Origin of the sequence: Faecalicatena orotica (genome assembly GCF_003149245.1) — a bacterium.
GTDB lineage: Bacteria > Bacillota > Clostridia > Lachnospirales > Lachnospiraceae > Faecalicatena_A > Faecalicatena_A orotica.
Map to the genome: position 1 here is coordinate 225,701 of NZ_QGDL01000003.1, position 23,029 is coordinate 248,729.

Below are 23,029 nucleotides of genomic sequence, written 5' to 3' on the forward strand. Positions count from 1 at the left end.
TTTTGCAGCCCCTTTGGGGGCTGTACATTCTATAGGTGTGCTGCGATTGCTTTGATGAAGTCCTCGCTGTTTAATACTGTAGGATTCTCAATAGTGGTAATCAGGGCCAGATCCTTTGTCATGCTTCCTGCTTCAATCGTGTCAATTGTGGCCTTTTCCAGTCTGTCTGCAAATTCCATCAGCTCTTTGTTCCCGTCCAGTTCACCGCGTTTTCTGAGTGCGCCTGTCCATGCAAAAATAGTGGCAACAGAATTTGTGGAAGTCTCCTCCCCTTTCAGGTGTTTGTAATAGTGGCGCTGAACAGTTCCGTGGGCAGCCTCGTATTCAAAGTATCCTTCCGGAGATACAAGTACGGATGTCATCATTGCGAGGGAGCCGAATGCAGAGGATACCATATCACTCATAACATCACCGTCATAATTCTTGCAGGCCCAGATATAACCGCCTTCTGATTTCATAACGCGGGCAACCGCATCATCGATGAGGGTATAGAAATATTCGATCCCCGCAGCCTTGAATTTATCATCAAATTCAGCATCATAAATTTCCTGGAAAATATCCTTGAAGGTGTGGTCATATTTCTTTGAGATCGTATCCTTTGTTGCAAACCACAGATCCTGCTTTGTATCCAGTGCATAGCTAAAGCAGCTTCTTGCAAAGCTTTCGATGGACTGGTTCAGGTTATGCATTCCCTGCACGATACCCGGTCCGGCAAAGTTATGTACCAGCTCTTTTGTCTGTGTCCCGTCTTCGGCAGTATAGACTAATTCTACTTTTCCTGCACCCGGAATCTTCATCTCTGATCCTTTATACACGTCACCGTATGCATGTCTTGCAATAGTGATTGGCTTCTTCCAGTTTCTGACACACGGTTCGATTCCTTTAACAACAATCGGAGCACGGAAAACGGTTCCATCGAGGATTGCCCTGATTGTACCGTTCGGGCTCTTCCACATTTCTTTCAGGTCGTACTCATCCATACGTGCGGCATTCGGAGTGATTGTTGCACACTTTACGGCTACTTTATATTTCTTCGTCGCATTGGCAGAATCAATGGTTACCTGATCGTCTGTCTCGTTTCTGTGTTCCAGTCCCAGGTCATAGTATTCTGTGTTGAGTTCAATGTATGGTTCAAGAAGATTGTCTTTGATCATCTTCCAGAGGATACGTGTCATTTCGTCCCCATCCATCTCAACTATAGGTGTCGTCATCTTAATCTTTTCCATCTTATCTGTCTCCTCCTAAAATTTCTTCGTAACCTTGTTTCTTCAGGTTCTGTATGACATGCAGAATGTGCTCGTTAGCGAGCTGCTCTGCAAGGTCTGCATCTTTGTCACGAATTGCACGTAAAAGCTGCTTGTGTTCCCGGATCGACTTGCGGGCGCGTTCTTCTGCCACAACAGATGTCTTTCGTGCCAGCTGTACATATTTGTGGAAATCCAGTAATACATGGCTTAATATACGGCTGTCGGATGCCTCATAGAGAATCGCATGGAACTTACCGTCCAGCTCTGCCATCTGTTCTGCACTGCCGCCCCCTTCTCTTTTCATATGGAATTCAGAAAGAAGCATAATCTCATCAAGTTCATCTAACTGTTCGTCCGTAATATTTTCTGTTGCCCATCTGGCACAGAGTCCTTCCAGCATGGAACGGATCATGTAGATATCACTGACGTCCTTCGGTGAAATGCCCGTTACATATGCCCCCTTATTGGGAATGATGGAAACAAGCCCTTCCAGCTCCAGCTGTCTTAAAGCCTCCCGCACGGGTGTCCTGCTGACCCCTAATTCTTTCCCAATCGTGTTCTCCCTTAATTCATCGTGTTCCTTATATTTTCCTTTCAGAATATCATCTCGGATTCTTTGAAACACACGGCTGCTTAAGGAATTGTCCTGATAATCTCCCATTTTGTTTTTATGTCCTCCCAGGTCAGAGTGTTATATGCAGTTCACTGCATACACTGTCTATTTTGGCAATTAATTCTTCATCTGTCAAGACCGTAACCCGACCTTCTTCATATTCTTTGTCGACCCACTGTTTTATTTCTTTCACAATTTGCGAATTTTTATCGACCTGACGGTCACCCGAAAGTTTATAATAAGCATTGATCCAGTATGCAATCCCTGCAGCGCCGGATGTGTTGGAAACCGAAACAAGCGCCGGCCGGTTCAGGTATTTTTCAGTATCGAAAATATTATAAATTTCTTCATTCTTCAGCATACCGTCTGCATGGATTCCCGCACGTGTAACATTGAAGTTCCTTCCAACAAATGGTGTTCTCGAAGGAACACGGTAGCCAAGTTCTTTCTCGTAATATTCGGCCAGCTCAGTAATCACTGTTGTATCCATCCCGTCCAGTGTCCCGCGCAGCTGCGCATATTCAAATACCATTGCCTCCAGCGGTGTATTTCCGGTGCGCTCCCCGATTCCGAACAGGGAACAGTTCACGCCGGATGCCCCGTACAGCCATGCCGTGGTAGAGTTGTTGACCGCTTTGTAGAAATCGTTATGTCCGTGGAATTCAATCAGTTCACTCGGAACCCCGGCATGAGTCATTAATCCATAGATGATTCCCGGTACAGACCGCGGTATAACTGCACCTGGGAAATTCACCCCATATCCCATCGTATCACAGGCACGGATTTTCACCGGAATCTGATATTCTTCCATCAGCTTCATCAGTTCCAGACAGAACGGGATCACAAACCCGTAAATGTCAGATCTGGTGATATCTTCCAGATGGCATCTCGGCCGTACTCCCGTCTCCATACATTCCCTGACTACAGAAAGATAATGTTCCAGCGCCTCTCTCCTTGTCATCTTAAGCTTGTAAAAGATATGATAATCGGAACAGCTTACGAGGATCCCTGTTTCCTTCAGCCCGATATCCTTAACAAGCTGGAAATCCTTCTTGCTTGCCCGGATCCAGCTTGTCACTTCCGGAAACTGATATCCCTTTTCCAGACATTTATAAACAGCATCCCTGTCCTTCTTGCTATACAAGAAGAACTCGCTCTGTCTGATCTTTCCCTTATGGCCTCCGAGTTTATGTAAATAATCAAAAATCATCACGATCTGTTCTGTCGTATAAGGAGCCCTTGACTGCTGACCGTCACGGAAAGTCGTATCTGTGATCCAAATCTCGTCCGGCATATTATGCGGCACGATCCTGTCATTGAAAGCGATCTTCGGAATCTCGTCATAATGAAACAAATTCCGGAAAACATTCGGAGTATCCACATCCACCAGCGGATACATATGTTCTTCCAGTTCCAGCAAATTCGTATGCTTGTTTAAAAATACCTTCCTGTTCTCCATTTTAAAATACCTCCTGGTCTAATCAAACTGCTTTATTCACACAGGCAATAAGCCCTCGATACATATTGTATATTTGCATCCTTGTATAATTGTATACAATCTTCTTTTTCCTGTCAATAAAAAAGTGGAGAAAATGGAGAATTTTTGAAACAAAAAAGGAAGCACCCGGAAAGAACTGCCTGATTATTAAAAATCAAACGTCTCCTTCCGGTACCTCCTGCCTTATTGGAAGTGTCTGGCTGTGCAGTTTTCTTTCCTGTACACTACAGGATTACACGCACCTTCAGAACACCCTCGATCCTGCTTAATTCCTCTTCTACTTCTTTGCTGACATCTCCGTCGATATCCATCATGGTATAGGCATATTCTTTCCTGCTCTTGTTTGCCATCAGGGAAATATTCATGTCTGCCTTTGCAAGAAGAGCGGTAAACTGTCCCAGCATGTTCGGTTTGTTATGGTGAAGGATCGTGATTCTGGAGCCGCCTTCTTTTTTACCCATATCGCAGTCCGGATAATTTACAGAATGTGTGATATTGCCGTTCTCTAGATAATCGATGGTCTCCTTGACGGCCATCTTCGCACAGTTGTCTTCCGACTCCTCTGTGGACGCGCCAAGGTGCGGGATTACAATTGCACCCTTCACTCCTGCGACCTCCGGTGTCGGAAAGTCTGTTACATAGCCCTTTACCCTTCCGGATACAAGTGCATCTACCATATCCTCGCCATTTACAAGAAGGTCTCTTGCAAAGTTCAGGATGACCACATTTTTCTTCATCAGGCTGATTGTATCTTTGTTGATCATGCCCTTCGTATCATCCAGCGCCGGAACATGGATGGTAATATAATCACATTCTTTATAGAGCTCATCGACCGTTTTTGCGTGGTGAATACTTCTTGAAAGCTTCCATGCGGCATCCACAGACACATACGGGTCATATCCGTATACATCCATCCCCAGATGTGTTGCAGCATTGGCAACAAGGACACCAATTGCCCCGAGTCCGATTACACCGAGTTTTTTGCCTTCCAGCTCTGTCCCTGCAAAAGCTTTTTTCTTCTTTTCTGTTATTTTTGCGATATCGCCGTCTTCTTCATTTTCCTGTACCCAGTTAATTCCGCCGATGATATCACGCGCTGCAAGCAGCATACCTGCAATCACAAGTTCCTTTACACCGTTTGCATTTGCGCCCGGTGTATTGAAAACGACAATCCCCTTCTCTGCACATTTTTCGAGAGGAATGTTGTTGACCCCGGCTCCTGCACGGGCTATCACCTTCAGATTCCCACTGAATTCCATCTCATGCATAGATGCACTCCTTACGAGTATCGCATCTGCCTCCTCAGGCTTTTCGGTTTTTACATAACTTTCATCAAATTTCTCCAGTCCTACATGAGCGATTGGATTCAGACAATTATACTTATACATCTTACAGATTCTCCTCCTCGAACTTCTTCATAAATGCAACGAGTGCTTCCACTCCTTCATATGGCATGGCATTATAAATACTTGCGCGCATTCCGCCCACGCTTCTGTGCCCTTTCAGGTTCTCAAGGCCTGCCGCTTTCGCCTCTTTCACAAACCTGGCATCCAAATCAGCATCTCCTGTCACAAACGGGACGTTCATCAGGGAGCGGTCTTTCTTCTCTACCGTGCCTTTAAACAGTCTGCTCTGGTCGAGGAAATCATACAGAAGGGCTGCTTTCTTTTCATTGCGTTCCTTCATAGCTTCCAGGCCGCCCATAGCCTTCAGCCATTTAAATACTTTTCCACAGATATAGATTCCATATGCCGGTGGAGTGTTATAGAGGGACTTCGCATCTGCGTGTGTCTTATATGTAAGCATTGTCGGTGTGCCCGGCAGTACATCCTCTGTAATCAGGTCTTCACGGATAATGACAATAACCATACCGGCCGGCCCGATATTTTTCTGGACTCCGCCATAGATAATTCCATATTTTGTGACATCAACAGGCTCTGATAAAAAGCAGGAAGATACATCTGCAACAAGAATCTTACCCTTTGTATTCGGAAGCTCTTTGAATTTTGTTCCATAGATCGTATTATTCTCACAGATGTAAACATAATCTGCATCTTCTGAAACAGGAAGATCTGAGCAGTCCGGGATATAAGAAAATGTCTTGTCTTCTGAAGAAGCGATTTTATTGACTTTCCCGTATTTTGCGGCCTCACTGGCAGCCTTCTTTGCCCACTGGCCCGTCACAATATAATCTGCAACCCTGTTCTTCATCAGGTTCATCGGGATCATGGCAAACTGCTGGGAAGCCCCCCCCTGAAGGAACAGCACCTTATAGTTGTCAGGAATATTCATAAGCTCCCTGAGATCAGCCTCGGCTGTACCTATAATTTCCTCGAAAGCCTTTGAGCGATGACTCATTTCCATTACCGACATTCCGGTCCCGTTGTAATCTAACATTTCTTCTGCTGCTGACTTTAATACTTCCTCCGGTAATACTGCCGGTCCTGCTGAAAAATTGTACACTCTACCCATTTCTAATTTCCTCCTGAACATATTTATCAAATCCAACATCCCGGCATGTACATGCACGGCGGGATATGTTTAACGGTGGTTCATATCGTTCTCGTCAAAAGCCTCACTGATTGCGGCTCCTGGTGCTACCATAGGCCATACTTTATCGTCTGAATCAATCTGGCAGTCGATCACGATTGGTTTTTTCAATTCCATTGCTTTTGCAAAAGCTTCTTTAAACTCATCCTGTGTTGTCACACGGATGCCCTCTGCACCCATAGCCTCTGCAAGCTTCACGAAATCTACGGCGTCGTTCAGCACAGTTGCGGAGTAACGCTGTTCGTAGAACAGATTCTGCCACTGGCGCACCATTCCGAGGACATGGTTATTAATCACGACCTGGATAACAGGAATCTGGTATCTGGCTGCCGTAGCAATCTCATTCATATTCATGCGGAAACAACCGTCCCCTGCAATATTTACAACGAGCTTATCCGGGCACCCCATCTTAGCGCCGAGTGAAGCGCCGAGTCCATAACCCATCGTGCCAAGGCCCCCTGATGTCAGGAAGGTGCGCGGTTTTGTATATTTATAAAATTGTGCGGCCCACATCTGGTGCTGGCCTACCTCTGTAACAATGAGGGCGTCACCCTTTGTCTGCCTGTAAATTTCTTCTACGACAAAAGGTCCTGTCAGCATATCTGTATGATAACTGAGCGGATATTTCTCTTTATATTCCTGAATCTTCTTCATCCAGTCCGGGTGGGACTGCTGTGTCAGTTTCGCATTTACCCTGCTTAAGACTTCCTTTAAGTCTCCGACAACGCCGTCAGTGATAATGACATTCTTATTCATCTCGGCCGCGTCGATATCAAACTGGAGAATCTTCGCGTTTTTAGCAAACTTCTTTGTATTTCCCGTGACACGGTCACTGAACCTGGCCCCGATTACGATCAGCAGGTCACATTCACTGACCCCGTAATTGGACGTCTTCGTACCGTGCATGCCAAGCATGCCTGTGTACCGCTCATCGGTTCCCGGAAATGCGCCTTTTCCCATAAGGGAATCTGTAACAGGTGCATCTGCTTTGTCTACAAACTCTTTCAGTTCTTCGCTGGCGCCGGAAAGTACGGCACCGCCGCCGACAAAGATGAACGGCCTCTTTGCCTTGCTGATCAGGGAGACAGCCGTATCAACGTCCTTCTCACAGATATCTTCTGCATCCATAGGCTGTACAGGCTTAATTTCTACCGGTTTGTAATCTGCCTTATTACTGGTTACATCCTTTGGTATATCGATCAGGACAGGTCCCGGCCTTCCGGTCTGGGCTATCTTAAACGCCTTGCGTATGGTCTCTGCCAGTTTGCTTACATCTTTTACAATATAGTTATGCTTTGTAATAGGCATGGTGATCCCGGCAATATCGATTTCCTGAAAACTGTCTTTACCAAGAAGTGATACCCCTACGTTACAGGTAATTGCCACTACAGGTATGGAATCCATATAAGCAGTCGCAATCCCTGTGACCAGATTCGTAGCCCCCGGTCCACTGGTGGCAAAGCACACACCAACTTTTCCCGTGGCTCTTGCGTATCCATCTGCCGCATGTGCAGCTCCCTGCTCATGGGATGTCAGGATATGCCTGATTTCATCACTATGTTTATATAATGCATCATATACATTCAAAATTGCTCCGCCCGGATACCCAAAAACAGTATCCACGCCCTGCTCTTTTAAACATTCGATTACAATCTCTGCTCCATTTAAATGCATGGTCAGAACCTCCTAATTTTTCTTTGGTACTTCCAGAATCGCTCCTCTGTTTCCTGAGCTGACCATGGACGCATACCTCGCAAGATATCCGGTCGTGATCTCAGGTTCTTTCGGCTGCCATTTTGCTCTCCTTGCCTCCAGCTCTTCAGCAGAAACATCCAGATCCAGTGTCAGCTCCGGAATGTTGATCTTTATGATATCCCCTTCTTCCACAAGCGCGATCGGGCCGCCTACAGCCGCCTCCGGTGATACATGGCCAATGGATGCACCTCTGGATGCGCCACTGAAACGGCCATCCGTGATCAGGGCAACAGAGGAACCGAGGCCGTAGCCTGCAATGGCAGAAGTCGGGTTCAGCATTTCCCGCATTCCCGGTCCGCCTTTTGGTCCTTCATAGCGGATTACAATGACGTCACCTGCATTGATCTTCCCGGTCTTGATTGCTTCCGTTGCTGCTTCGTCACTCTCGAAGATCCTTGCCGGCCCTTCGTGCACAAGCATTTCCGGAACGACTGCGGAACGTTTTACAACGCTTCCGTCAGGAGCAAGATTTCCTTTTAAGACAGCAATTCCACCAGTCTCACTGTATGGATTTTCAATCGGGCGGATAACCTCAGGATTATGGTTGATGCATCCCTCAATATTCTCACCAACGGTTTTTCCTGTTACGGTCAGACAATCTGTATGCAGCAGTCCTTTTTTATTCAGTTCGTTCATGACGGCATATACACCGCCTGCCTCATTTAAGTCTTCAATATATGTAGGCCCCGCCGGTGCCAGATGGCAGAGGTTCGGAGTCTTTTCACTGATCGTATTCGCAAACTCAATCTCAAAATCCATACCAATCTCATGGGCAATAGCCGGGAGGTGCAGCATACTGTTCGTAGAACATCCGAGTGCCATGTCCACGGTCAGTGCATTGAGGATTGCTTCCTCTGTCATAATATCTCTCGGACGGATATTCTTTCTTACAAGCTCCATGACCTGCATACCTGCATGTTTTGCCAGCTGGAGCCTTGCGGAATATACGGCCGGAATCGTTCCGTTTCCTTTAAGACCCATTCCAAGTGCCTCTGTCAGGCAGTTCATGCTGTTGGCTGTATACATTCCCGAGCAGGAACCGCATGTCGGACATGCTTTGTTTTCAAATTCGCATAAGTCTTCTTCAGACATTGTTCCTGCAGCATAGGAGCCAACTGCCTCAAACATACTGGAGAGACTGGTCTTGCTGCCCTTTACATGGCCTGCAAGCATCGGACCGCCGCTGACAAAAATAGTCGGTACATTGATTCTTGCGGCTGCCATCAGAAGTCCGGGCACATTCTTATCACAGTTTGGAATCATGACGAGCGCATCAAACTGGTGGGCCATCGCCAGAGCCTCCGTAGAATCCGCGATCAGATCTCTTGTAACAAGGGAATACTTCATTCCCACATGCCCCATGGCGATTCCGTCACATACAGCGATTGCAGGAACCATGATCGGAGTTCCCCCTGCCATAGCCACGCCCATCTTAACCGCTTCTGCAATTTTATCCAGATTCATATGCCCCGGGACAATCTCGTTATAAGAACTGACAACACCTACCAGTGGTCTGTCAAGCTCCTCCTGTGTCATTCCCAGTGCATTGAACAGGGAACGGTGGGGAGCCTGCTGTGCTCCTTTTGTTACTGTATCACTTCTCATCTTAAAAACCTCACTTTCTACTTATGCCGCAAAAGCTTCATATATGTTATGTTTCGTTACAGTTCATACTATGTTTCCTGATATCTGACTTATACGCATTCACCTTTATAAGTGAATATAAGAACAGATTCTGTCCCCCATCTCAGAAGTCGAAATCTGCGTCTTTCCTTCAGACATAATGTCTATTGTGCGGTATCCGTCTTTTAATACCTGTGAAACCGCATTCTCTATCGCTTCTGCCTCCTGATCCAGATCAAAAGAAAAGCGAAGCATCATCGCTGCAGACAATATCGTAGCAATTGGATTTGCAATCCCTTTTCCTGCAATATCCGGTGCAGACCCGCCGCTCGGCTCATATAGGCCAAACTTCGTCTCATTCAGGCTTGCCGATGCGAGCATTCCGATGGATCCTGTCACCATGCTGGCCTCATCCGAAAGAATGTCTCCGAACATATTCTCAGTCAGAATTACATCGAACTGCCTCGGGTCCTTTACGAGCTGCATCGCACAGTTGTCGACGAGCATATTCTCCAGCGTCACTTCAGGATAGTCCGCTGCAACCTCCTCCACAACTTTTCTCCAGAGTCTGGAGGAATCCAGTACATTTGCCTTATCAACACTCGTCACCTTTTTGCGCCGTTTCATGGCAATATCGAAACCGCGTTTTGCAATTCTGCGTATTTCGTTCTCATTATATGTAAGCTCATCCGTGGCGGTCATGACGCCGTCTACTTCAACAGTCTTTCTTTCTCCAAAATACAGACCTCCGGTCAGCTCGCGCATAATCATCATGTCAAATCCGCCGTCTGTAATCTCTTCCTTCAGGGGACAGGCCCCTTTCAGTTCATCATAGAGCACTGCAGGACGCAGGTTGGCGAACAGGTTCAGCTCCTTGCGGATCTTCAGAAGTCCTGCTTCCGGCCTTTTGGAAGGCTCCAGCTGATACCAGGGAGAAGTCTTGGCATCTCCGCCGATAGACCCCATCAGTACCGCATCACTCGCTTTCGCCGCCTCAATCGTTTCATCCGTCAGAGGCACCCCATGTACATCAATAGAAGCCCCGCCCATTAAAAGCTGCGTATAAATACATTCATGTCCGTATACTTCTCCCGTTTTATCCAGTACCTTCATAGCCTCCGTCACAATCTCCGGCCCGATACCGTCTCCTTTAATGACTCCAATATTCAGTCTCATATCAAACAACACCCTTCTACAAGAATTAAAAATACTATTTTTAATAATACCGTATTTTTCGGCACGTTTCAACCCTTTAATTCGTAAAAGTGGAAATGGGGGGTGAGAATTTTGTAGACTGGTGTACGCTTTCGAGGGAGGACGGGGTGTTTACGGGGACGGTATTGGGGGTTAAACGGGTCTAATGAAACAGGCGCAGGAAATGCAGGCACCGCCCGCATGCGACCAAACGCCTGATGCGTTTGCTCTGTAGCCGGCTTGAAATCAGGCTTGGTGAGCCTGATTTCATCCTGCATTTCCTGTGCCTGTTTCACAAGGCCCGCTAATCCCCCAACAACGCCCCCGTAAACACCCCCGCCCTCCCTCGAAAGCTGCGCTCATCCAACCGCAATAAAACACCCCACCCGAAAGGATTTCGGCGGAAAAACGAGGCCAGATATTTCATTCCTAAAATTTACAATGCTTTCAAATTAAGTCCAACAGCGCCCCTGCCCCACATCCCCCCGCGGTCAGCAGGGGGATGAAGTTTTCTGGTTTGAATAACGCAGCCCGTCAGGGCCTGCGGGATGCTTTCGGGAGGGCATTTAAGTGCGCGAATAGAGGCACTTGCAGAAAAAGAGCGGGATTTCATGGATGAAAATTGTTTACCAAAACAATTTTCAAGACGGCCTGAGCCGGGTAATCATCAAGATTACCCGGTGAATGGCTGTCGGTTCCATGAAATCCCGCTCTTTTTCTGTTAGTGCCTCTTCGCAAACGGCCTGTCCCCCGGAAGCATCCCGCAGGACCTGACGGGCGGACTACTCACCAATCAAATAACAAACTCTCTCTCCGTACTTACTCCGCAGACGGCTTCTCGATCTGTGCGATTGCAGCTTTCTGCATTGGTATACGGCAGTTTTTGTTATTTCCGAATTCTACGATTACGTCATCATCTGTGATATCGATTATTACACCGTAAAAACCGCTTGTTGTTAATGCGGTATCGCCTACTTCCATTGTTGAGAGCATTGCCTGCACTCTCTTCTGCTCTTTTTTCTGAGGGCGCATGAGCAGGAACCACATACCACCGATGATTACTACATAAATCAGGATGATACCACCCATTCCTGTTGCTCCGCCTGCAGCTAATAAACCATTCATCTTATTTCCTCCTAATTACTATCTTCAAACAATAAGTCTACTATACACAAAAATGGATGATTCTTCAAGTATCTTTTAGAATTTCCGCATATTTTTATGAATTTTTTATATGTCTTTTCCGTTTTTCATACCTTCGAGTTTCTTTTCCTTATATGACTTGTATTCTCCTGCTTCGATCGCTGCACGGATTTCTTCCATCATGGTATTATAAAAATACAGGTTGTGCAGGACGCAGAGGCGCATACCAAGCATCTCTTTAGCCTTCAGGAGGTGTCGGATGTATCCCCTGCTGTAGCTTCTGCAGGCCGGACACTGGCAGCCTTCTTCAATCGGACTGTCATCCAGTTCGAACTTTGCATTAAACAGGTTCAGTTTTCCGTGGTTGGTATAGACGTGGCCATGCCTTCCGTTTCTGGTTGGATACACACAGTCAAAGAAATCCACGCCTCTTTCTACTCCCTCCAGGATGTTAGCCGGGGTCCCGACGCCCATCAGATAAGTAGGCTTCTCAACCGGAAGGTAAGGAACGACTGCCTCCAGAATGCGGTACATCTCCTCATGGCTCTCTCCTACGGCAAGACCGCCGATGGCATATCCATCCAGTTCCATTTCCGTAATCTGCTTTGCATGTTCGACGCGGATATCCTCGTAAATGCCACCCTGGTTAATTCCGAAAAGCATCTGTTTCTGGTTGATCGTATCGGGCAGGGAATTTAAACGGTCCATCTCGGTCCTGCAGCGTGCAAGCCAGCGTGTTGTTCTGGCCACGGAATCTCTCATATATTCTCTGTCTGCGATACTGGACGGACATTCATCGAATGCCATCGCAATGGTGGACGCAAGGTTGGACTGAATCTGCATACTTTCCTCCGGGCCCATGAATATCTTGCGGCCATCAACGTGGGAATGGAAATGAACACCCTCCTCCCTGATCTTGCGGAGGTCTGAAAGTGAAAACACCTGAAATCCGCCGGAATCCGTGAGAATTGGCTTGTCCCAGTTCATAAACTTATGAAGGCCGCCCATTTTTTTCACAACCTCATCTCCCGGGCGCACGTGAAGGTGATAGGTGTTCGATAATTCTACCTGTGTCTTGATTCCTCTCAAATCATCTGTGGAAACCGCACCTTTGATCGCTGCCGCTGTTCCCACATTCATAAATACCGGCGTCTCAATGACCCCGTGGACCGTATGAAAACGGCCCCGCTTAGCAAGACCGTCTCTTTTGATTAATTCGTACATAGTTACCTCGTTGTATTTTTTTCCTGATTAGTAATGAATAATAACCGGTGTTCCTACTGAAAGCATACTGTACAGGCTTGCTGCCTGATCGGGCGGCATGTTAATGCATCCGTGGGAACCGATTGACGTATACAGGGAACCGCCGAATCCCGGCTGCCAGTTTGCATCATGGAAGCCGATTCCGGTCCATGTAACGCGCATCCAGTAGCTGACAGGGGTTTCATATTCTGGTTTTCCTGTATCCGGCTGAATCTCTCCGACCAGTGTCTTATCCAGCTGCATCTCCAGAATATTGTAAACACCTGAAGGAGTCTCCTTTTCCGGGGTAGGAAGCCCGGTGACGACATCCGTTTCCAGTGCAATGTTCCCGTCTACAATATACCACATATGCTGTGTGGACAGATCGACCTCGGCATAGGTATTGCCCCAGTCCTGTGCGGCATGGGCAGCTGCGGTCTGGTAGTAGGCAGGCTCTTTAGATACGGTCTCCCCGTTCTTAATGCTGTTAACCAGTGCCTCGAATTCTGTGTCTTCATCAATTGACCAGCCGTATGTCCCGCCGGACACCTCGGCAGTCTTTCCTGTCGGAGTCGTGATCGTTCTGGCAGTCCCTACAGTATCATATTTATCACCGAAGCCTGTCAGCCAGTTTCTGACTTCATCCTCATTAAATGTCACCTGCATGTTATCGTCCACAGTCAGCCAGGTTGAGATCAGGGCCTTATCTACCACTTCCGTCTCTGTCATCGTATAGGTAATGCTTGCCTGTACATACTTGTTCATGGCATCGCATGCTTTCTTGACTTCTTCTGAATCAGATGTAAACTTCGGCTCAGCGTAGCACTCTTCTTTTTCCATATCCAGATCTGTCTTAAATTCAGAAATATAGGTATGCACCTTTTCCTTCAGCACGTCCATATTTACTGCAGTGCCGATGACCTCAGGCTCGATGACGTACTTCTCACCGTTGAACTTCGGGTAGGCTGACTTCGGGGCTGTCTGCTCCGCTGTTACTGCCTGCAGACTGCCGACCGCCTGATTGAGCGCTTCCTCATCATAAGACACTTCAATCGTAACCTTCGCCGAATTTTTAGAAAACAGTGCCGCCGGCCATGCAAAACCATTCTGCTTTTTCAATGCCTTCTGGATATCGTTATTCTCCTTGTATGTAAGGGAAATATCCGTTCCATCTATTGTATCCGACTTATTGTCTTTCTCATGAACCGTCAGACTGTAATCCTTCACCTGCTTTTTCAGATACTCTTCTACATCAGATACTTTTTTACCCGAAAAATCATGACCATTGATTTCCGTATTAATATAGAAGTGACTCATAAAGAAAACAGAAGTACCAACATACGCTGCAATCAATACAGCGGCTATGCATCCAAGGATGATCCAGAGCTTCTTCATACTTTTTTTATTTCCGCCTTTCTTTCTCCCGGGCTTCTTATTCTTTTTCTTTGGTTCCTCCTCATCTGGAAAAATATCATCCAGATCTTCCTCTTCGTCGAAAATGTCTACTTCCACCGGAACTGGTTTCTTCTTTGCTTTTACGGGGACAACATCCGGTATAACCTGGGTCTTTGCCATATCATCTGATGAACCGTCCTGTTCTTTAAGTTCATCCGCGGCATCCTCTTCCTCGTCAAAGAAGTAATCTTCATCATCTTCGCCGGGTTCATCATCCAGATAATAATCATCATCTGACTCGTCTATTTCATCAAAGTAGTAATCTTCGTCAAAATCTTTATCTTCTGAGTTGTAACCATCTGATTTTTTCATGTCGCGTTCGCTCATCTAGTATTACTCCCTCTTTTTTATCAATATCTAGTCCACATTATATTACGAATCCTGGTAAATGTACAGTAAAAAAGTATGAACTTAAAGATAAATTAAGGATTGCACGTTTATATAACTTCTTATATAATAAGTCTATGTGCAAAAAGAAAGGAGTACTACCATGAGTGGATCAACATTTGGCAAATTGTTTCGCGTAACAACCTGGGGTGAATCACACGGTGCCGCTATAGGTGCGGTTGTGGATGGATGTCCTGCAGGGCTCTCCTTATGTGAAGCTGATATACAGGAATATTTAAACCGACGAAAGCCGGGACAGAGTAGATATACAACAAAAAGACAGGAAACGGACCAGGCAGAGATACTTTCCGGGGTTTTTGAAGGAAAGACAACAGGCACTCCCATCTCTATTATAGTCCGCAACCAGGACCAGCGATCCCGTGATTACGGGAATATCGCGTATACCTATCGTCCTGGGCATGCGGACTATACTTTTACCCAAAAGTACGGATTCCGTGATTACCGGGGCGGCGGCCGGTCTTCCGGCAGGGAGACAATCGGACGGGTTGCCGCAGGCGCTGTTGCTTCCTTATTATTAAAAGAGATGGGGATCAGCCTGACTGCCTATACGAAATCAGTCGGTCCTGTTACAGTTCCATCTGATGCGTATCATTTCGATGAGATTACAGAGAATACTCTTTATATGCCGAACAATCAGGCTGCCAAAGAAGCCGCCGGACATCTGGACCTCCTGATGAAGAATCAGGATTCATGCGGAGGCACGGTTGAATGTATGGTGGACGGACTTCCGGTGGGACTTGGCGAACCGGTATTCGACAAACTGGATGCGTCTCTTGCAAAAGCGCTTATGTCCATCGGTGCGGTGAAAGCGGTGGAGATCGGTGACGGTATTTCTGCCGCGGCTTCATCCGGAAGCAGGAATAACGATGCGTTTGCTGTCAGGGATGACAGGATAATAAAGGAAACGAACCATTCCGGCGGTACTCTGGGCGGCATGAGCGACGGTTCCACACTCCTGGTACGGGCGTCCTTTAAGCCGACACCGTCCATTTCACAGATTCAGCATACAGTAACAGAGGAAAAAGAAGAAACAGAGCTTTCCATCCACGGACGGCATGACCCGATCATCGTACCGCGCGCGGTCGTGGTAGTGGAAGCTATGACAGCCCTTACAATCGCGGACCTGCTTCTGGAAAACATGAGCAGCCGCCTGGATAAAGTAAAAGCCTATTATACGGAGGATTAGAATGTCTAACAAATTAATTGATATTGTAAATATTACAAAATCATTCGATGAGAATGTGGTTCTGGACCAGCTGAATCTGTATATTCGTGAGAACGAATTTCTTACACTTCTGGGGCCAAGCGGCTGCGGAAAGACCACTCTTCTGCGGATTCTCGGCGGTTTTGAGACACCGGATTCCGGAGATATTATTTTCGACGGCAAGAACATCAATAATCTGCCGCCGAACAAAAGGCAGCTAAACACTGTGTTCCAAAAATACGCCCTGTTCTCCCATATGTCCATTGCAGAAAACATCGCTTTCGGCCTGAAGATCAAAGGAAAGTCAAAGGGATATATTCAGGATAAGATCCGGTATGCCTTAAAGCTCGTCAATCTGGAAGGCTATGAAGACAGGACACCGGACTCCTTAAGCGGCGGCCAGCAGCAGCGTATCGCCATTGCGAGGGCCATCGTGAATGAGCCAAAAGTACTCCTGCTTGATGAACCGCTCGGTGCTCTGGATTTAAAGCTGCGTCAGGATATGCAGTACGAACTGATCCGCCTGAAGAACGAGCTGGGGATTACTTTCGTCTATGTTACCCACGATCAGGAAGAGGCTCTTACCATGTCCGATACGATTGTTGTCATGAATCAGGGGTATATCCAGCAGATCGGAACTCCCGAAGATATTTACAATGAACCTCAGAATGCCTTTGTTGCAGATTTTATTGGGGACAGCAACATTCTCCCTGCCACCATGGTGGAGGATAAAGTTGTGAAGATGCTGGGAGCCGTCTGGCAGTGTGTGGACGTGGGCTTTGGACGCAACAAACCGGTTGATGCGGTGATCCGCCCGGAAGATATCGATCTCGTGAAGCCGGAAGAAGGCATCATCGAGGGTGTAGTCACCCACCTGATCTTTAAAGGTGTCCACTATGAGATGGAGGTCCTTGCCAACAATTATGAACTTCTTGTTCACAGCACGGACATGTTCCCTGTCGGGACAGAAGTTGGTATCAAAGTAGACCCATTTGATATTCAGATTATGAAAAAACCAGAATCTGAAGACGCGGAGGCTGTTGGAATTGAAGAATAGAAAATTACTGACCGGCCCTTATCTTTTCTGGGCTGCATCATTTATCATCATCCCTCTTCTGATGATCGTTTATTACGGACTGACAAATAAAGAGGGCTCATTTACACTGATGAACCTTGCCAGGATCACAACACCTGAGAACTTAAAAGCACTTGGACTCGCTCTTCTTCTGTCCTTTATCAGCACCCTGATCTGCCTTGTGCTGGCTTACCCTCTGGCTATGATCCTTTCCGAGAAGAATGTAAATCAGACAAGCTTTATTGTGCTGATCTTCATCCTGCCTATGTGGATGAATTTCCTTTTAAGGACACTTGCCTGGCAGAATCTGCTGGAAAAGAACGGAATCATCAATATGATTCTGGAATTTTTCCACCTGCCGGACCAGACGCTGATCAACACGCCTTATGCAATCGTGCTCGGCATGGTATATAACTTCCTGCCGTTTATGGTACTTCCCATATACAACGTCCTCGCAAAGATAGACAAGGATGTTATTTCTGCTGCACGTGACCTGGGGGCTAATAATTTCCAGACTTTTTCCAAGATCATCTTCCCATTAAGCATACCGGGGATCATCAGCGGAATCACAATGGTATTCGTACCTTCCCTGACGACGTTCGTCATCTCCGACCTGCTCGGTGGAAGCAAGATACTCCTGATCGGTAATGTCATCGAACAGGAATTCAAGCAGGGGAGCAACTGGAATGTAGGTTCCGGCCTCTCCCTTGTATTGATGATATTTATCATCGCAAGTATGGCGCTCATTGCTAAATATGATAAAGACGGGGAGGGAACTGCATTTTGATTAAAAACGGACTGAAACGCTTTTACTTAATCTTGATTTTCATCCTGCTTTACGCTCCCATCGTCACTTTGATGGTACTGTCCTTTAACAGCTCAAAGTCCCGTTCCAAATGGGGCGGTTTTACAGGAAAGTGGTATGTTGCTCTGTTCCAGAATCAGGATATTATGAATGCCCTGTACACGACATTGATCATTGCCCTTGTATCCGCGCTGGTTGCAACGATCATCGGGACGGCGGCGGCCATCGGGATTCAGGCGATGAAGCCTAAATTCCGTACATTTATGATGGGTGTAACTAATATTCCCATGCTGAATGCGGATATCGTAACAGGTATCTCTCTGATGCTGCTGTTTATTGCATTCAGGTTTTCACTGGGATTCATGACGATTTTACTGGCACATATTACCTTTAATATCCCTTATGTCATACTGAGTGTCATGCCAAAGCTCAAGCAGACAAGCAAGCATACTTATGAGGCTGCAATGGATCTGGGGGCCTCACCGGTATATGCCTTTTTCAAGGTTGTATTTCCGGACATCATGCCAGGTGTATTTTCCGGATTTCTGCTTGCATTCACGATGTCACTGGACGATTTTGTTATCACCCATTTCACAAAGGGGCCCGGGGTGGACACGCTGTCAACGAAAATTTACAGTGAGGTAAGAAAAGGAATCAAACCGGAGATGTATGCCCTCTCCACGATCATGTTTGTGACTGTCCTGATTCTTTTGATTCTGGTAAATGTCACACCAGAAAAAAAAGCATCTTCCTCCGGTCAGAAACAGGAAATCAAAAAGAAACACCGCATCTCCCGGTTTATTTTCCGGAAGGTGGTTCCGACAGCAATCGTCATTGTAATCATAGCTGGCGGCTTCTTCTACGGTTCACAGAACAGTGACGCAGGCAATAACCAGGTGATCGTATATAACTGGGGTGAATATATTGATCCGGAAGTTCTGACTATGTTCGAGGAAGAAACCGGAATCGATGTTGTCTATGAAGAGTTTGAGACAAACGAGATTATGTACCCGAAGATCCAGTCGGGAGCGATCGCTTATGATGTTGTCTGCCCGTCAGATTATATGGTGCAGCGTATGATAGAAAATGACCTGCTCGCAGAGATCGATTTTAATAATATACCGAACCTGAAGTACATCGACAGTACTTATATGGAACAATCGCGCCAGTTTGATCCGGAAAATAAGTACTCTGTCCCATATCTGTTTGGCACCGTTGGGATCCTGTATAATAAGACGATGGTTGATGAGCCGATCGACAGCTGGAGTGTACTCTGGGATCCAAAATATAAAGACAGCATCCTGATGCAGGACAGCGTCCGCGACGCATTCGGAGTGACCTTGAAATACCTGGGCTACTCACTGAACTCCACAGATTTGGATGAGCTTAATGAGGCGAAAAATCTGCTGATTAAACAGAAGCCGCTCGTGCAGGCCTATGTTGTCGACCAGGTGCGTGACAAAATGATCGGAAACGAGGCCGCCATCGGTGTAATCTATTCCGGAGAAGCGCTTTATACGAAGCAGGAAAACCCGAATCTGGAATATGTAATTCCAAAGGAAGGGTCAAACCTCTGGATTGACTCCTGGGTTATTCCAAAGAATGCCAAGCATAAGGAAAATGCAGAGAAATTTATTGATTACCTCTGCCGTCCCGAGATTGCTAAGATGAACTTTGATTACATCACCTATTCTATCCCGAATTCAGAGGGACGCAAACTGATCGAGGAAGACTGGATGAGGGAAAGCAAGGTTGCCTTCCCCGATCCGGAGGATCTGGCAAACTGCGAGACTTTCAAGTTCCTTGGGGATGATAATGACGCCGTCTATAATCAGCTCTGGCGTGAAGTAAAGTCTAAATAGTTTCTTCGGATAAAACAGGAGGAGGCTGTAAATCAAGTGAAAACCTGATTTACAGCCTCCTCTTATTGACCGTTACACATTAAAGCAGCCACCGCCTATGAATTCCCTCAGAAGGGAGTTGGTCGGCACTGGTTCGCTGCCGATTCCGACGAAATAATCGAAGAATTTCAGAAGCCTCTTGGCCTCCACATATTCGGGACAGTCTTTTCCCATCCCGAACAGCAGCGGTTCCACATACTGCTTTAGTACGGCCAGCTCATACAGAAGGGACGAATTAAACATAACATCCGCCTCTTCCTGATACGGGAAGATATTTTCCTCCTCTCCTCTCCTGACAGACGGCCACATGGCAATGGTATTGCGCGCGGATGTGCCGCGCGTCCTGGCATCTCTTACGATGCGGCGAATCAGCCGTCCGTCTGTTGATGGGATCCGGTTGTGTTCGTCAATATTAAGCTGGGTCAGTGCGCTTATATAGATCCTGAATTTGTTATCATTGTTCAGTTTCTCTGTCAGCTTTGGATTCAGGCAGTGAATTCCTTCAATGACCAGAATATCCTGTTCATCCAGCTTTTTCGGCTTTATATCATATGTGCGCTTTCCTGCCTTGAAGTCAAAGATGGGAAGATAGACCTCCTCACCCTTAAGCAGGGCCTGCATGTCTTCGTTAAACTGCTTCACATCTATTGCTTCGATACATTCGAAATTATAATTACCGTTCTCGTCTTTCGGGGTCATTTCACGGTCCACGAAATAATTGTCCACGGCTATGGGGTGGGGCCTCATCCCGTTCACCATCAGCTGAATGGACAGGCGGTGTGAAAATGTCGTCTTACCGGATGACGAGGGGCCTGCAATCAGCACGAACTTCACATCCGGCTTATCGGCAATCTGCTTTGCGATCTCCCCGATCTGGCGTTCCTGATAGGCCTCCTGTACGAGAACCACTTCTCTCATATCATGCTTGGTCACCATATCATTCAGGGCACCAACCGTATCGATACTCTGGAGGTCTCCCCATTGGATTGATTTTTTCAGCACTTCAAAAAGTTTTGGCCTTGGCACAAACGGTTCAACTTTCTCCGGTTCCTCCCTTGTCGGCATCTGGATGATAAAGCCATCGTCATAAAGATGTAACGAATAATACTTCAGATAACCGGCATCAGGCACCATATACCCGTAATAATAGTCTTCAAATTCGTTCATGCTGTAAATATTTACCTTGGAAACACGTCTGTACTCGAACAGCCGCTCTTTATCATACATGCCATGTTTCCTGAAAAGATCAATAGCCTCGGTTGTATGGATGGTCCGCTTTTCTATTGGGATACGCCCTTTTACGAGCTCTTTCATCCTCTTGTCAACCTTTTCTAAAAACTCCTGCGTCAGATTAACATCGCCTTCCAGGGTACAGTAATATCCTTTGCTGACAGAAAAGTGAATCCTGACACTCTTCACCTTGTCGTGGCCGCCAACATCATGTACAGCTTTCACAAGCATAAAGCAGAGACTCCTCTTATATGTCTCGTGCCCGATTGGATCCCCTGTTGTCAGAAATTGAATCTCACAGTCTTTCTTTAGTGTCTTATCCAGTTCCTGAAGCCGGAACTGGTTCACAAAGACAAGCACGATCTGATGTGCATATCTCTCCTGAAAATCCTCAGCGATCTGCTGGTAAGTAACCCCTGCCTCATATTCTTTTGTCTCATTCCCTACCCGTACTGTACACAGCTTTTTGCCCATAATCATTCCTTTCCGCAGAATCTTCTGCCCTTATAAGTTTCCCGCACGGAATTTGCAGTAAATGTACAGCGAGGTACCGTACATTTACTTAACATCTATATAGTATATGCAGTTTCAGATAACCTGAAACGGATGAATAACAGGTGCCGCTATTACGTCCAGACACGGCAGCTTTCTCTCAAGGAAATGCTTCATATCATCGAGGAAAATATATTCCGTCCCGTAATGTCCGGCATCGATTACTGCAAGTCCCTGCTCCACTGCATCCAATCCATCGTGGTGTCCAATATCCCCTGTTACAAGTACATCGGCCCCCTTTTCAACAGCCGGTCTGACAGCACTCTTCCCTGAGCCGGGGGAAACGGCCAGCCGTGAGACCTCTTTCTCCATATCTCCAAAGACCTTGACAGACCCAAGGTTAAGATGATGCTTTACGTACAGGCAGCACTCCTTTAGTGTCATCGGCTTCTGAAGCTTTCCAAGCCTCCCGATCCCCTCCGGTTTATCCTCTGTTCCGGAAGTGATATCCAGTACTTCTGTATCTTCCAGCTTTAAGATGTCTTTCGCAAGCTCTGCCATGCCAAGGACATCATAATTCGTGTGCATTGCATAATAGGGAATATCATACTGGATCAGCTTCAGGATTCTCCTGCTGATAAAGTCTTCATCCGTTATGCTTTTTAAGGGTGAAAAGATCAGCGGGTGGTGTGTAACCAGCATATCTGCCCCGGCTTCTTTCGCCGCCTCTATTACCCGGTCCGTGGCATCCAGTGCCAGATACACTCTGTTTACTTCCTTTGTGCTCCTTCCTGCCTGCAGGCCTACGTTGTCAAAATCCAATGCCGCACTCTTTGGGTACGCGGCCTCAATTACCTGTATGATTTCTTTACATTGCATAAAATTCCATCCCTTTCCGCGCATACTCCAGATCCTTTTCCAGTTCTCTTCTGCGCTCTTTTGAATGTGGACTGTCCAGATTTTCCAGATCCCTGATAATCCTGCTTTTTAATGTAATCTCCCTTTCCAGAAACTGTTTCAGCACAGGATGCCTGTCCTGAAGCAGAAGCTTCCCGTAGCGGATCTCGGTCTCCGTCCAGACGGGAGGCGTTTCCCTCTTTTGGCGGAGGGTGCTGCCCGCAGATGGCTGTACCTTCATCATCGGATAGTATTTACCGTCCTCAAACACCATATCTTCTTTGATAAACAAAAAACCTTCCTCTAAAAGAAAGGCTCTGACTTTTGCGATTTCCGACTGAGGCTGCAGGATGCACTCTTTCAGGCTCCCTGTTATGTCAGGATGCGCCTTTAGGATCTTCATGACCAGTCCTCCCCCCATCCCGGCAATGACAGCCGTCTTTGCTTCTCCGGGTGCGAGTCCGGCCAGTCCGTCTGAGAGCCTCAGCTCGATTCTGCCGGAAAGACCACATTCCGTCACATGCTCCTTTGCCCGCTCCAGCGGCCCCTCGTTAATGTCCATTGCAACAGCCGAAGGAACCATACCATTCTCTATAAGATAAATGGGGATATAAGCATGGTCCGTGCCTATATCCGCCATTTCATATCCGGCAGTCACCAGACCGGCAACTGCCTGTAATCTCTTTGATAATTCCAT

Annotated in this window: 18 protein-coding genes; 4 read left to right on the top strand and 14 right to left on the bottom strand. The window is 46.8% G+C overall.

Going from position 1 to position 23,029, the window contains the following annotated elements; all coding sequences use genetic code 11:
• Positions 1-29 precede the first annotated feature (29 nt).
• From A8806_RS06815 to A8806_RS06865, 11 genes are all read right to left on the bottom strand, one after another.
• Positions 30-1,226, bottom strand: a complete 1,197-nt coding sequence (locus A8806_RS06815) for an NADP-dependent isocitrate dehydrogenase (protein WP_109730435.1) — start codon at positions 1,224-1,226, stop codon at positions 30-32.
• Between the two features lies 1 nt (position 1,227).
• On the bottom strand, positions 1,228-1,908 hold the full coding sequence (locus A8806_RS06820; protein WP_109730436.1) for a GntR family transcriptional regulator: 681 nt from the start codon (positions 1,906-1,908) through the stop codon (positions 1,228-1,230).
• Positions 1,909-1,930: 22 nt separating this feature from the next.
• Positions 1,931-3,319, bottom strand: coding sequence for a 2-isopropylmalate synthase (locus tag A8806_RS06825; protein ID WP_109730437.1), 1,389 nt, complete (start codon positions 3,317-3,319; stop codon positions 1,931-1,933).
• A gap of 263 nt (positions 3,320-3,582) precedes the next feature.
• Positions 3,583-4,746 carry a phosphoglycerate dehydrogenase gene (locus A8806_RS06830; protein WP_109730438.1) on the bottom strand — a complete coding sequence of 388 codons (1,164 nt, stop codon included), beginning with the start codon at positions 4,744-4,746 and terminating at the stop codon, positions 3,583-3,585.
• A gap of 1 nt (position 4,747) precedes the next feature.
• Positions 4,748-5,830, bottom strand: a complete 1,083-nt coding sequence (serC, locus tag A8806_RS06835; RefSeq protein WP_109730439.1) for a 3-phosphoserine/phosphohydroxythreonine transaminase — start codon at positions 5,828-5,830, stop codon at positions 4,748-4,750.
• A 69-nt stretch (positions 5,831-5,899) separates the two neighbouring features.
• Positions 5,900-7,582: a biosynthetic-type acetolactate synthase large subunit gene (ilvB, locus tag A8806_RS06840; RefSeq protein WP_109730440.1), complete on the bottom strand. Its 1,683-nt coding sequence runs from the start codon at positions 7,580-7,582 to the stop codon at positions 5,900-5,902.
• A 12-nt stretch (positions 7,583-7,594) separates the two neighbouring features.
• Entirely contained in the window at positions 7,595-9,268 is a 1,674-nt protein-coding gene (gene ilvD, locus A8806_RS06845; RefSeq protein WP_109730441.1) for a dihydroxy-acid dehydratase, read from the bottom strand.
• 105 nt (positions 9,269-9,373) lie between these two features.
• The gene (leuB, locus tag A8806_RS06850; protein WP_109730442.1) at positions 9,374-10,462 is read right to left on the bottom strand and encodes a 3-isopropylmalate dehydrogenase; all 1,089 of its coding nucleotides are present in this window, start codon (positions 10,460-10,462) and stop codon (positions 9,374-9,376) included.
• A gap of 837 nt (positions 10,463-11,299) precedes the next feature.
• The gene (gene yajC, locus A8806_RS06855) at positions 11,300-11,605 is read right to left on the bottom strand and encodes a preprotein translocase subunit YajC (protein ID WP_025657375.1); all 306 of its coding nucleotides are present in this window, start codon (positions 11,603-11,605) and stop codon (positions 11,300-11,302) included.
• A 105-nt stretch (positions 11,606-11,710) separates the two neighbouring features.
• Positions 11,711-12,847: a tRNA guanosine(34) transglycosylase Tgt gene (gene tgt / locus A8806_RS06860; RefSeq protein ID WP_109730443.1), complete on the bottom strand. Its 1,137-nt coding sequence runs from the start codon at positions 12,845-12,847 to the stop codon at positions 11,711-11,713.
• Positions 12,848-12,874: 27 nt separating this feature from the next.
• Positions 12,875-14,647: a L,D-transpeptidase family protein gene (locus tag A8806_RS06865; protein WP_242995973.1), complete on the bottom strand. Its 1,773-nt coding sequence runs from the start codon at positions 14,645-14,647 to the stop codon at positions 12,875-12,877.
• Positions 14,648-14,810: 163 nt separating this feature from the next.
• Here A8806_RS06865 and aroC point away from each other — a divergent pair, with 163 nt between their 5' ends.
• The 4 genes from aroC to A8806_RS06885 are packed head-to-tail and all read left to right on the top strand — an operon-like array spanning position 14,811 to position 19,674.
• On the top strand, positions 14,811-15,914 hold the full coding sequence (aroC, locus tag A8806_RS06870) for a chorismate synthase (RefSeq protein WP_109730444.1): 1,104 nt from the start codon (positions 14,811-14,813) through the stop codon (positions 15,912-15,914).
• A gap of 1 nt (position 15,915) precedes the next feature.
• Positions 15,916-16,989: an ABC transporter ATP-binding protein gene (locus A8806_RS06875; RefSeq protein ID WP_109730445.1), complete on the top strand. Its 1,074-nt coding sequence runs from the start codon at positions 15,916-15,918 to the stop codon at positions 16,987-16,989.
• Positions 16,979-17,794, top strand: a complete 816-nt coding sequence (locus A8806_RS06880) for an ABC transporter permease (protein WP_109730446.1) — start codon at positions 16,979-16,981, stop codon at positions 17,792-17,794. Before A8806_RS06875 ends, A8806_RS06880 begins: the two co-directional genes overlap by 11 nt.
• Complete coding sequence (locus tag A8806_RS06885) at positions 17,791-19,674, top strand: extracellular solute-binding protein (RefSeq protein ID WP_109730447.1); 1,884 nt, start codon at positions 17,791-17,793, stop codon at positions 19,672-19,674. The genes A8806_RS06880 and A8806_RS06885 overlap by 4 nt, the downstream gene beginning before the upstream one ends.
• Before the next feature lie 72 nt (positions 19,675-19,746).
• On the opposite strand, the gene A8806_RS06890 is transcribed toward A8806_RS06885, so the two are convergent.
• From A8806_RS06890 to A8806_RS06900, 3 genes are all read right to left on the bottom strand, one after another.
• The gene (locus tag A8806_RS06890) at positions 19,747-21,417 is read right to left on the bottom strand and encodes a nucleoside kinase (RefSeq protein WP_109730448.1); all 1,671 of its coding nucleotides are present in this window, start codon (positions 21,415-21,417) and stop codon (positions 19,747-19,749) included.
• Between the two features lie 114 nt (positions 21,418-21,531).
• Positions 21,532-22,314, bottom strand: a complete 783-nt coding sequence (locus tag A8806_RS06895; protein WP_109730449.1) for a Nif3-like dinuclear metal center hexameric protein — start codon at positions 22,312-22,314, stop codon at positions 21,532-21,534.
• The gene (locus tag A8806_RS06900; RefSeq protein ID WP_109730450.1) at positions 22,304-23,029 is read right to left on the bottom strand and encodes a tRNA (adenine(22)-N(1))-methyltransferase; all 726 of its coding nucleotides are present in this window, start codon (positions 23,027-23,029) and stop codon (positions 22,304-22,306) included. Before A8806_RS06900 ends, A8806_RS06895 begins: the two co-directional genes overlap by 11 nt.

Coding starts and splice junctions, on each gene's coding strand:
- A8806_RS06815 (WP_109730435.1), bottom strand. CDS start 1,226: ATGGAAAAGATTAAGATGACGACACCTATAGTTGAGATGGATGGGGAC.
- A8806_RS06820 (WP_109730436.1), bottom strand. CDS start 1,908: ATGGGAGATTATCAGGACAATTCCTTAAGCAGCCGTGTGTTTCAAAGA.
- A8806_RS06825 (WP_109730437.1), bottom strand. CDS start 3,319: ATGGAGAACAGGAAGGTATTTTTAAACAAGCATACGAATTTGCTGGAA.
- A8806_RS06830 (WP_109730438.1), bottom strand. CDS start 4,746: ATGTATAAGTATAATTGTCTGAATCCAATCGCTCATGTAGGACTGGAG.
- serC (WP_109730439.1), bottom strand. CDS start 5,830: ATGGGTAGAGTGTACAATTTTTCAGCAGGACCGGCAGTATTACCGGAG.
- ilvB (WP_109730440.1), bottom strand. CDS start 7,582: ATGCATTTAAATGGAGCAGAGATTGTAATCGAATGTTTAAAAGAGCAG.
- ilvD (WP_109730441.1), bottom strand. CDS start 9,268: ATGAGAAGTGATACAGTAACAAAAGGAGCACAGCAGGCTCCCCACCGT.
- leuB (WP_109730442.1), bottom strand. CDS start 10,462: ATGAGACTGAATATTGGAGTCATTAAAGGAGACGGTATCGGGCCGGAG.
- yajC (WP_025657375.1), bottom strand. CDS start 11,605: ATGAATGGTTTATTAGCTGCAGGCGGAGCAACAGGAATGGGTGGTATC.
- tgt (WP_109730443.1), bottom strand. CDS start 12,847: ATGTACGAATTAATCAAAAGAGACGGTCTTGCTAAGCGGGGCCGTTTT.
- A8806_RS06865 (WP_242995973.1), bottom strand. CDS start 14,647: ATGAGCGAACGCGACATGAAAAAATCAGATGGTTACAACTCAGAAGAT.
- aroC (WP_109730444.1), top strand. CDS start 14,811: ATGAGTGGATCAACATTTGGCAAATTGTTTCGCGTAACAACCTGGGGT.
- A8806_RS06875 (WP_109730445.1), top strand. CDS start 15,916: ATGTCTAACAAATTAATTGATATTGTAAATATTACAAAATCATTCGAT.
- A8806_RS06890 (WP_109730448.1), bottom strand. CDS start 21,417: ATGGGCAAAAAGCTGTGTACAGTACGGGTAGGGAATGAGACAAAAGAA.
- A8806_RS06895 (WP_109730449.1), bottom strand. CDS start 22,314: ATGCAATGTAAAGAAATCATACAGGTAATTGAGGCCGCGTACCCAAAG.
- A8806_RS06900 (WP_109730450.1), bottom strand. CDS start 23,029: ATGGAATTATCAAAGAGATTACAGGCAGTTGCCGGTCTGGTGACTGCC.